The sequence below is a fragment of the Bacillus sp. JST-5 genome (assembly GCF_057747715.1).
The window spans coordinates 1-9,828 of sequence record NZ_JBYLHW010000067.1; the positions used below are offsets into that span (position 1 = coordinate 1).

11 protein-coding genes and 1 pseudogene are annotated in these 9,828 nt (G+C 31.8%); 9 read left to right on the forward strand and 3 right to left on the reverse strand.

The features are described from left to right. Positions 1 to 111 precede the first annotated feature (111 nt). The 3 genes from AC3ASS_RS11690 (at position 112) to AC3ASS_RS11700 (ending at position 2,088) form a co-directional block, all read left to right on the forward strand. On the forward strand, positions 112 to 804 hold the full coding sequence (locus AC3ASS_RS11690) for an N-acetylmuramoyl-L-alanine amidase (protein ID WP_488283711.1): 693 nt from the start codon (positions 112 to 114) through the stop codon (positions 802 to 804). Positions 805 to 1,052: 248 nt separating this feature from the next. After that, on the forward strand, positions 1,053 to 1,508 hold the full coding sequence (locus tag AC3ASS_RS11695) for a Panacea domain-containing protein (protein WP_488283712.1): 456 nt from the start codon (positions 1,053 to 1,055) through the stop codon (positions 1,506 to 1,508). Positions 1,509 to 1,515: 7 nt separating this feature from the next. After that, positions 1,516 to 2,088, forward strand: a complete 573-nt coding sequence (locus tag AC3ASS_RS11700) for a hypothetical protein (protein ID WP_488283713.1) — start codon at positions 1,516 to 1,518, stop codon at positions 2,086 to 2,088. A 338-nt stretch (positions 2,089 to 2,426) separates the two neighbouring features. Here the strand turns inward: AC3ASS_RS11700 and AC3ASS_RS11705 are convergent, their stop codons facing one another. Then, entirely contained in the window at positions 2,427 to 2,657 is a 231-nt protein-coding gene (locus AC3ASS_RS11705; RefSeq protein WP_488283714.1) for a hypothetical protein, read from the reverse strand. 159 nt (positions 2,658 to 2,816) lie between these two features. Here AC3ASS_RS11705 and AC3ASS_RS11710 point away from each other — a divergent pair, with 159 nt between their 5' ends. Continuing rightward, a complete protein-coding gene (locus tag AC3ASS_RS11710; RefSeq protein WP_488283715.1) occupies positions 2,817 to 3,086 on the forward strand; it encodes a YbjQ family protein in 270 nt (89 codons plus the stop codon). Between the two features lie 520 nt (positions 3,087 to 3,606). Here the strand turns inward: AC3ASS_RS11710 and AC3ASS_RS11715 are convergent. Continuing rightward, positions 3,607 to 3,987: a hypothetical protein gene (locus AC3ASS_RS11715; protein ID WP_488283716.1), complete on the reverse strand. Its 381-nt coding sequence runs from the start codon at positions 3,985 to 3,987 to the stop codon at positions 3,607 to 3,609. A 216-nt stretch (positions 3,988 to 4,203) separates the two neighbouring features. Here AC3ASS_RS11715 and AC3ASS_RS11720 point away from each other — a divergent pair. Then, positions 4,204 to 4,451 (forward strand): annotated as a pseudogene (locus tag AC3ASS_RS11720) (heavy metal-binding domain-containing protein); the annotation flags it as partial. A 148-nt stretch (positions 4,452 to 4,599) separates the two neighbouring features. Here AC3ASS_RS11720 and AC3ASS_RS11725 read toward each other — a convergent pair. After that, positions 4,600 to 5,832, reverse strand: a complete 1,233-nt coding sequence (locus tag AC3ASS_RS11725; protein WP_488283717.1) for an aminopeptidase — start codon at positions 5,830 to 5,832, stop codon at positions 4,600 to 4,602. Positions 5,833 to 6,000: 168 nt separating this feature from the next. On the opposite strand from AC3ASS_RS11725, the gene AC3ASS_RS11730 reads away from it, so the two are divergent. From AC3ASS_RS11730 to map, 4 genes are all read left to right on the forward strand, one after another. Further along, positions 6,001 to 6,378: a DnaJ family domain-containing protein gene (locus tag AC3ASS_RS11730; RefSeq protein ID WP_488283718.1), complete on the forward strand. Its 378-nt coding sequence runs from the start codon at positions 6,001 to 6,003 to the stop codon at positions 6,376 to 6,378. A 13-nt stretch (positions 6,379 to 6,391) separates the two neighbouring features. Further along, on the forward strand, positions 6,392 to 6,793 hold the full coding sequence (locus tag AC3ASS_RS11735; protein ID WP_488283719.1) for a hypothetical protein: 402 nt from the start codon (positions 6,392 to 6,394) through the stop codon (positions 6,791 to 6,793). 170 nt (positions 6,794 to 6,963) lie between these two features. Then, positions 6,964 to 9,099, forward strand: coding sequence for a PAS domain S-box protein (locus AC3ASS_RS11740; protein WP_488283720.1), 2,136 nt, complete (start codon positions 6,964 to 6,966; stop codon positions 9,097 to 9,099). A gap of 60 nt (positions 9,100 to 9,159) precedes the next feature. Continuing rightward, positions 9,160 to 9,828 (forward strand): type I methionyl aminopeptidase (map, locus tag AC3ASS_RS11745; protein WP_488283721.1); only part of this gene is annotated, 669 nt, incomplete at its 3' end.

The window sequence follows — 9,828 nt, forward strand, 5'->3', positions numbered from 1 at the left end:
AAATGTAAAAAGAGCGAATTGAGAAACACAAGGATTTCTCAATTTCGCTCTTTTTTTGGGACTTATCGGACAGCCCCATTAATTTTTAAAATTTAGAAAGGAGAGTTTTATATGGTAAAGATATACCTTGATGCTGGACATGAAGGAGATAAAGCTGGTTATGATCCCGGTGCAGTAGGAAATGGTTTAAAAGAAGCGAATTTGACATTAGAAATTGTTAAAAGAATAAAAAATTTGTTACAACAATACGAGAATGTTCAATTAAAGTTAAGCCGAGAGGGAAACCGAAAACTCTCCCTTTCCGAACGTGCTAAAGAAGCGAATAATTGGAAAGCTGACTTATTCGTTTCCGTTCATATTAATGCAGGGGGAGGAACTGGCTTTGAATCCTTCATCTATAACGGAAATGTAGGACAAGCTACAATCGCTTACCAAAATACTATTCATCCGGAAATAGTAAAGGCTACCGGATTTACGGATCGTGGGAAAAAGAGAGAGAATTATGCTGTATTAAGAGAAACATCAATGGCAGCTATTTTAACAGAAAACGGATTTATTGATAATAAAAATGACGCTGCAAAGCTGAAACAATCCTCCTTCTTAGATAAAATCGCTCAAGGTCATGTTAATGGTATTGTCAAAGCCATCGGATTGAAGAAGAAAGCACAATCTAAACCATCTACATCACCAGAAGGTAAATTATATAAAGTACAAGTAGGCGCATTTTCTATGAAAGCTAATGCTGAAAAATTGGCTAACGAGTTGAAGAAAAAAGGATATCAAGTGTATATTGTAGCAGAATAATAGAGAGGGGGGGATAACTCCTCTCTGATTTTATATGTATATTTTTTACGTTATTTATCTATAATGTTTTTTTAGGGGGAAATTATTAAAATTAATTTGTTAATAATCTTTAATCAAAAATAATTAAAAACGTGAAAAGATATGCATAAATTTTTAAATTTGTTTACAAACTACACAATTTTAAATAATATAAATATAGAGGAATAATCAACCTGAATTTTCTGAAAATTACAAGAGGGGAGATTGATATGTATAACATAGAAGATGTTGCTAATTGGTTTTTATCTAAAGAATCAATGACACCGAAAAAATTACAAAAATTATTATACTACGCATATGCTTGGTATTTAACATTACAAAACGAATCAAGTGAAGAACTTGATAACAAATTGTTTGATGAGGAGTTTGAAGCATGGGTTCATGGACCAGTTGTGTATTCTATTTATGACAAATATCGACACAAAGGGTATAACGAGATTGAAAAATTTGAAGGTCAACTTCCTCAATTTGATGAAGATACTTTAGATATTCTAGAACAAGTATGGGATGAATATGGACATTTTAATGGAAACGAATTAGAATCAATTACCCATCAAGAAAGTCCATGGATTAATGCTCGTAAGGGTTATGGGCCACTTGATCGTTGTAATGAAGTAATAAACGATAAAGACATATATGAATGTTATATAAAGAGGATTCAGTAGGGATAATATGAGGGGTAAAAAAAATAAAAAAGTAAAAAATACAGTTAGTAAAGTAAAAAATGTAAGTAATAGCCATAGCCCTACTGGACCCAATAGACAATTATCATTTGATTTTACATATAAAAATTGGATTAAAAGTATAAATATTCAGGATTTTACTAATAAATTAAAAGGCCCTGAACAATTTTCAGATTACATATTCCAATTGATTTATAAAATCTTTCCAACGGTGCAAGAGAATTGGGAAGCTATAAAGCGGAATACTAAAAAACCTTACCCTCACTGTCACACTATTGATGATGAAAAGAAAATTAGTTTAATTAATGAAATTATTTATAAAATTCACGGCAAAAAGCTATTAGACGAAATAGGAGAAACTCATAAATATTGGCAGCTTGGGTTAACTCAATCTGTTCGAGTTATATCAATTTATGATCAATATAATAATAAAATGTATCCTGTTTTTATAGATTATCATCATTTAATATATCCAAGTGTTAAATACAATAATTATGATTATGATAAATATAATTTCTGTCCTTATTGTATTTATGAAAAGAAATTGGTAATTAAAGAATAAATGAAGTGGATATCCATCTGTTTATTTATAAAATCTTCTAGTTATGATATTAATGAAAGTATCATGGAACGATTTCCATAAATTTATCCCATTTAAAAAGCCCTCATAACGAGGGCGATTTTTTTATCCCTATAAAAAAATATACAATTGTTATTAATAAAATAATATGTTTTGGAAATAATTACATTTAGGCGAATCGCCCTCACTTCCAAGCCTACCTTAGCAATCAGTCTATTTCTTCAAATATTACTTCAAGTCCCATAAAAAGGAGTAGACTGGTTGCTATGGTAAATATATTTATATTTTTAAGTACTGTCAAAAAAGGCGTTTTCTTAGGCTTAATACGGTAAATTATTTAGTACCATTTCAGTAATATCATCTTTGTTATCAATAATTATTTTCTCGATTCTTAATTCCGGTTCCTCGACCATTATTTGAATTACCCACTCTTTTGCAACTCTCACTGCCTCACTATGTGGATCTTCTTTGTATCTGTATACCGGAAAATCTCCACGACGAAGTTTAATGTTACCTCTATGAGTATAGTGCATCGCAATATGAATGTTCATTTCTTCACCTAGATTTCTTTAAATATCCTTTTTTGAAGCTTCACTAATTTTAAATGCTACATCAAAAATCGGTAGGGTTCTACCATTTATGCTATTCCTCATAGTTGTTTTACTCACATCAATAAGTTTTTAGAAAGTGTGAGGAATAATATTTAATATATGTATTTTAATATCATAGGAGAAGCAATAATGGGGGCGAATGTTGTTAGAGACTTTTTAGCAACTGTCACGGATATCATTGGTGGAAGAAGCGGTACATATGAAAATAAATTAGCAGAAGGTAGACAAATAGCTTTGGACGAGATGGTTGAAAAAGCAAGAAGAATAGGTGCGAACGCGGTCATTGGTGTTGATTTAGATTTTGAAACACTACGCGATGGAATGATGATGTGTGTGGCAACAGGAACAGCTGTCGTTGTGAGAGAATAATGAATTAAGGGATGTCTAAAATGTTCTAAAAAATGAGGCAAGTGGAATAAATTATTGGTCTTACTTCACTTGCCTTCTCTTTTTTTGAATTCATTAGCTGGCGTATGCATGATAATTTCAGTATATTAGGGGCTATAGAACATAGACTTGTTGTGTTCTTGTATTGAAAATTGCAGAACGACCGATTGCCCCCAGATGTGACCAAACACTTTCAACTTCGATACTCCGTCTAGCGTAAATAGTTGCACTCGTTTCTCATGCAAGAGATGTTTTGGCTCTGGCTTTGTATCAATTGACTTTTTATGTATGGCACATCATTACTAATAATTAAATATTTTTTTATTAATGTTTTTCTAGAAGACGTTTCATAGAATGCTTCTCTAGTTCAATTTGATTAATGATTTTACCTAATCGATTTTCATCTTGTTTGCTTAAATATTTAAATTGGATACCATAAATAAATTCCTTATGTTCTATAATAGATTCTTTACGAATAAACTCCCCTATTAAATCAAATTTTTCATCTTTTAATTGAAAAGATATTTCGGCAAAAAATATGATATTGGATTGGTAAATCAATTTTTGTAATAAATTTAATTCCTCCTACACTAATGTTATCAATCACTCCGATTATAGATTTTCCAATAAGATGACCAAGTCTTTTGATTCCGAAGCTCTTGAATTCAATTCGACATTCTAATTGATCAAGATTAATTCGATGATAATTTCTACGCTCGATAAATATTTCTGAAGGTTTAGATTCCATATTTTCAAGTTGAGTTTGCAAATTCTGTATTTCGTAATCCAACTTTTTCATTCTTCTATTAATTATCAAAACAATTACAGTAGCGATTACTGAAAATAGAATTAATAATAATACAATTAGATCCAATATTTTCATTTTTATACTCCTTTTCTACTATAAGACTTTTTTACCAGGAAACAGAATATCCTAATTTACAATAAATTTCAATGTTAATGACTGCTTCAAATAAAAAAAGGCTAATAATGTTCTAGCTCAACTAATGAAAAAATGAGGGAATTCTCTCATTCTCAAACATGCTACTTTTTTACGGAGGATAATCCTATTAAACATATGTATTTTAATAATTAAAGAGAAGCAATAATAAGTGCGAATGTCGTTAGAGACTTTTTAGCAACTGTTACGGATATCATTGGTGGTAAAAGGGGTACATATGAAAATAAATTAGCGGAAGGTAAACAAATAGCTATGGAGGAGATGGTTGAAAAAGCAAGAAGAATGGGTCGAACGCGGTCATTGATGTTGGTTTAGATTTTGAAACACTACGCGATGGAATAATGATGTGTGTAGCATCAGGAACAGCTATCGTTGTGATAGAATAACGAATAATGCCTGTTTGATATGAATGGTCAAACAGGCATTGTTTATTCATAAATACTTAAATTTGAATTCATGGATGAAATAATAAATCTGGGGTTAACATTTCCAAGGTTTAGATTTTGAGCCCTCTTAAATCAAAGATTTGCTCCATTAAAACGCCCAGTTTCCATTTCTAAAAATTGGTTCAACTTTTCCATCAGCAGTAATACCGTCAATATCCATATCACTGGATCCAATCATAAAATCGACATGAGTAATACTACTATTTAATCCATTTTTCGTTAGTTCTTCTTCTGACATTGTTTTTCCGCCTTCTAAGCAGAACGAATATCCATTTCCAATCGCGAAATGATTAGAAGCATTTTCATCAAATAAAGTATTATAAAATAATACATTGGATTGGGAAATAGGTGAACTATGTGGAACTAGTGCAACTTCCCCTAAATAACGAGATCCTTCATCCGTTTCAATAAGCTGTTTTAAAATTTCTTCGCCTTGTTCTGCTTGGACATCAACAATTCGACCGTTTTCAAACGTAATTTTAAAATTATCAATTAAGTTCCCTGCATAGCTTAATGGTTTTGTACTTGAAACATATCCATTTACACCATCTTTGAGTGGCACGGTAAAAACTTCTTCTGTTGGCATATTAGCCATGAAAGAAACTCCATTTTCATTCACACTTCCAGCACCAACCCAAAGATGTTTTTCCGGTAATTCAACCGTTAAATCAGTTTTGGAAGAACGATAATGAAGTTTTTTATATTTTTTACTGTTTAAATATTCGACAATTTTATGTAATTTAGCATCATGATCTTTCCATGCTTGAACTGGATCCTCTTGATCGACTCGACAAGCTTTGAATATAGCATTCCATAATAAAGACATTCTTTCTTCTTTTGGAGCATTAGGAAACACTTTATCTGCCCATGCTTCGGATGCAGCGGCGATAACTGTCCAGCTGACTTTATCTGATTGTGTAAATTGTCGAAATCTATGTAATGCTTTTCCAGCCGCTTTATTGAACGTTGCGATTCTCTTTGGATCAACACCCTTTAAAAAATCCGGGTCTGCAGAAACAATGGACATAAAGGCTGCCCCGTTTTCTGCTAGTTCTTCTCTTTCTTTTGAACGCCAATATGGATATTCTTCAAATGCATCATCAGGAGCTAATTCATATTTGATTTTCGTTAGTTCTTCATCTGCCCAATCGATGTAAACATGTTTGGCACCTGCTTCATAAGCTTTTTTGGCAACTAAGCGAATAAACTCAGCTGCATGAATGTATCCAGTTATCATTAATGTTTGCCCTTTTTGAATGTTTACCCCTACTTTAACCGCAAGTTCAGCATATTTTTCTAAGTTTTTTTGGAAATTCTCCATGCAAATCCCTCATTTCTAAAGTTTTGTATACATTTTATCAAAATGGGAATTCATTGAAAATAAATATATATGATTGTATTTTAATTGTTCAGATTTTAGCCAATTTTGAAAAGAACAAATAATCTTCGATAGGGTATAATAATAAAAAATGAAAGGTGAGTGGATGAAATGGATTTGTTTGCAATGTTATCGGAAGAAAGGATTCGTGAAGCCTATAAAAACGGTGAATTTGATGATTTACCAGGCTTTGGCAAACCATTGGCTCCCGATGAAGCGGCTAATGTCCCGAAAGAATTACGGATGGCTTACCGCTTGTTAAAAAATGCGGGATATTCACCTGAAGAAAATGAGCTAAAAAAAGAGATGTTAACGATAGAAGATTTAATTAAAAATTGCTATGATGAAGAAGAGCGTGAACGTTTGAAGAAAAAATTTACGGAGAAACTTTTACAATACAATCGAATGTTGTCGAAAAAAAGGGTGCAAACGAACTCTTCAATCTTCAAAAACTATGAACATAAAATCGAGAAAAAGCTTTTAGAATAACATTGGAGGAAATATGAAAAAATTAGAATTACCCTTATTTAGTTCTTACATTATTGTTTTAACATGGTTTTTTTATATCGATTATTTTCCAAATTCGCAATTGGCGCACATCGTCCCTAAAACAATAGTATTAGTTATTTTAATAGTTTTATTGGCATTAGGCTTGTTTGTGCCAAATTTTCGAAACCCGAAATCTTTAATAGGTCGTAAAAAAAATCTAATTTTTCAAATCGTAATTTTTGGATATCTGCTTATTCTTATGATCATTCTGGCTCTACTTGGAGGCTATTCTCAATCTGGTTTGTATATAGGAAATCCATTTATTTTATTCCTATTCTTCTATGCCTACTCCTTAATTTTTTACAAATGGAGAAAATTTAAAAAAGAAGAAGCAGTGGAAAGTAAGAAGTCGTAACGAGCATCAGCAGGAATACCCCTTAAATATTAGTGAACGGACTAATATTTAAGGGGTATTTCTATGGATGGATATTGGCATAAAAATTTTATGTCCCCCATTAGCATTTTTGTTAAAATAGTATTACTACTAAAGATTCGGCAGAAATGAAAAAATATGGGGATGATGGGATGAATAACAAGAATATTGATTTCTTATCTTCTTTTGTTAAAACGCTTCCAATTCCAGTGATCGTTACGGATTCATACGGAAATATAATTGTTATAAACGAACAAGCAAAAGATTTTTCTTGCGATCTACAAATTTGGACAATTGTGCGTAAAGAGGACCATCCATTACTAAAAACATTTTTTCAAAAATCAACAAATGATGAATCCATTACATGTTTAACAGAGGATGAATTGTATTCTATTCACTGTAAAAGGATTACAAATGACTTTATTCATCATGATACATTCGTTTTTTCTTTTATAAAACGAAATGTTTCTCTCCATTCAATGTTCGAGAAGATAGTAAGTGATACATTAACTGGTTTAGTTATTATTGATCGAACATTTACGATTATTTTTGCTAATGATTCCTTTAAAGAAATGTTTTTACCAACCCATTCCCCGGAAATTGTTCATTCTTTGAGCGATGTAGATGTATTTGGTCATACTTTTTTTCATCAAATTCAAGAATGTTTCAACGGGAAAAAGTCCAATTTTGTTATGGAAACAAAGATTTTCTTGAACGGAGAACACCGTTATTATCGAATTTTTTTACATCCGAACAAGGAATCAAATGCAACATATTTAGGAATTTTATTATACGACATAACTGAAAAAAAGAAATCGGATGAGTTCATAGATTTATGTTGGAAAAACTTATCAAAGATTTTTGAAAAAAGTCCTTTTGCTTTTATCAAAGTTAATGCTGAAGGTTATATAAAGGGAGTAAACGAGAAATTTGAAAAACTAACTCAATTTGATTTTTTAGATATGAAAGATAAACACATTACACAATTAATGGACGATAGAGAAGAAAACTCGATGAAAGAACTTATTGATAAACTAAATAATGGGAAAATGGAAATCTTTGAACGAAAAATAAAAAGAAAAGATGGGGAAGAAATATTTGTACTTGCTTGTACATTCCCATTTTTTATAAACGAAGAAATTCAAGACGTTTATATCGCATTATCTGATATTACTTCAAAAAAGCAGTTGGAAACCGAATGGAATGAGATGAATGATCTTTTAAATGCATTTTTTGAGCATTCTAATGACATGATTTGTATTACGGATGCTAGAGGGAAGATACTTCGAATTAACAAAAAATATGAAGAAATTTTCGGATGGACTAAGGAAGAATTAGAAGGGGAGACAAAATTAAAAGTCCAAGGGATGGAATATTTAACTCAATATGAGTATATAAAAGAATATTTAAAAAAAGGGCTCACGGTTAATAATTTTGAAACGACTCATCGAACCAAGAGTGGAGACAAGATTGATGTTAGTTTATCGATTAGTCCAATTTTTAGTCAAGATAGGAATCTAATAGCCGTTTCATTTATTTATCGCGATATACGCGATAAAAAACAAACGGATGAACTGTTGAAAAAGTCCGAACAGCTTGCATTAATTGGTCAACTAGCAGCAGGTGTAGCACACGAGATAAGAAATCCGTTAACGACGTTAAAAGGTTTTGTCCAATTGTTAAAAGAGGATTTCCATGATCAGTCTAATTATTACGATATTATGATGGAAGAATTAAATAGGATTGAAATGATAACGAATGAATTTTTGGCGTTATCAAAACCACATATTTATAATTTTGAACTTATTGATATAAATGATATTCTTAAAAACGTTGTTTCATTTATTAACATGGAAGCCATTAAGGCAAATGTAACCATCTCCTTTCAAGAATCAACAGAGAAAATGTGCATCAAGTGTGACGGAAACCGGCTAAAACAAGTTTTTTTAAATATATTAAAAAATGCAATAGAATCAATGAACAAAGGTGGAATAATAAATGTGTCCCTCTTAAAAGAAGGTTTAAATGCACAAATTATCATTCGTGACCAAGGTATAGGGATTCCTAAGGAGCGGCTAAAATTTATCGGTCAGCCGTTTTACAGTACTAAAGAAAAAGGAACCGGATTAGGATTAATGATATCGAATAAAATTATTAAAGAGCATAAAGGGACCATTCAATTTGATAGTCAAGAAGGAAAGGGCACGACTGTAACAGTTTCACTGCCGCTAGCTGATCAACTTGTGCATAAACTTCCGCTTGAAGAAGAGCTATTGAAGAACGCGTAAACAAAATATTGTTTTTAGTATAAAATATTTAAGGAATAACAACATGGCGGTGAGGTATAAATGATCGTATTAAAATCGGCAAGAGAAATAGAAAAAATGAGAGAGGCTGGGAGATTACTGGCTTCTTGTCATAAAAAAATTGCAGAAATGATTCGACCTGGTATAACCACATGGGAGATTGATAACTTCGTAGAGAATTATTTAAAAGAGAATGGAGCAACACCGGAACAAAAAGGGTATAAAGGCTATGAATATGCAACATGTGCCAGTATCAACGATGAAGTATGTCACGGATTTCCTCGTAAAACCCCATTAAAAAATGGAGATATCGTTACGATTGATATGGTTGTAAACTTAGATGGAGCATTAGCAGATTCTGCTTGGACGTATCCGGTAGGTGAAATATCTGAAGAAGACAAAAAACTTCTTTACGTTACAGAACAGGCTTTATATAAAGGAATCGAACAATCAGTTATTGGTAATCGGATTGGAGATATCGGACATGCCATTCAAACATATGTAGAAAGCGAAGGCTTTTCAGTCGTCAGAGATTTTATTGGACACGGAATTGGTCTATCTATCCACGAAAAGCCTGAAGTTCCTCATTTTGGACAACCGGGAAAAGGTGTGAGAATCAAAGAAGGTATGGTTTTCACCATTGAACCGATGGTTAATGCGGGAATGTATATGACAAAAATGGATTTAAATGGATGGACGGCAAGAACAATT

Bases quoted from the DNA above. Each gene is read 5' to 3' on its own strand.
- AC3ASS_RS11740 (WP_488283720.1), top strand. From the start codon at position 6,964: ATGAATAACAAGAATATTGATTTCTTATCTTCTTTTGTTAAAACGCTT.
- AC3ASS_RS11735 (WP_488283719.1), top strand. From the start codon at position 6,392: ATGAAAAAATTAGAATTACCCTTATTTAGTTCTTACATTATTGTTTTA.
- AC3ASS_RS11715 (WP_488283716.1), bottom strand. From the start codon at position 3,987: ATGAAAATATTGGATCTAATTGTATTATTATTAATTCTATTTTCAGTA.
- AC3ASS_RS11695 (WP_488283712.1), top strand. From the start codon at position 1,053: ATGTATAACATAGAAGATGTTGCTAATTGGTTTTTATCTAAAGAATCA.
- AC3ASS_RS11725 (WP_488283717.1), bottom strand. From the start codon at position 5,832: ATGGAGAATTTCCAAAAAAACTTAGAAAAATATGCTGAACTTGCGGTT.
- AC3ASS_RS11700 (WP_488283713.1), top strand. From the start codon at position 1,516: ATGAGGGGTAAAAAAAATAAAAAAGTAAAAAATACAGTTAGTAAAGTA.
- AC3ASS_RS11690 (WP_488283711.1), top strand. From the start codon at position 112: ATGGTAAAGATATACCTTGATGCTGGACATGAAGGAGATAAAGCTGGT.
- AC3ASS_RS11710 (WP_488283715.1), top strand. From the start codon at position 2,817: ATGTATTTTAATATCATAGGAGAAGCAATAATGGGGGCGAATGTTGTT.
- AC3ASS_RS11705 (WP_488283714.1), bottom strand. From the start codon at position 2,657: ATGAACATTCATATTGCGATGCACTATACTCATAGAGGTAACATTAAA.
- AC3ASS_RS11730 (WP_488283718.1), top strand. From the start codon at position 6,001: ATGGATTTGTTTGCAATGTTATCGGAAGAAAGGATTCGTGAAGCCTAT.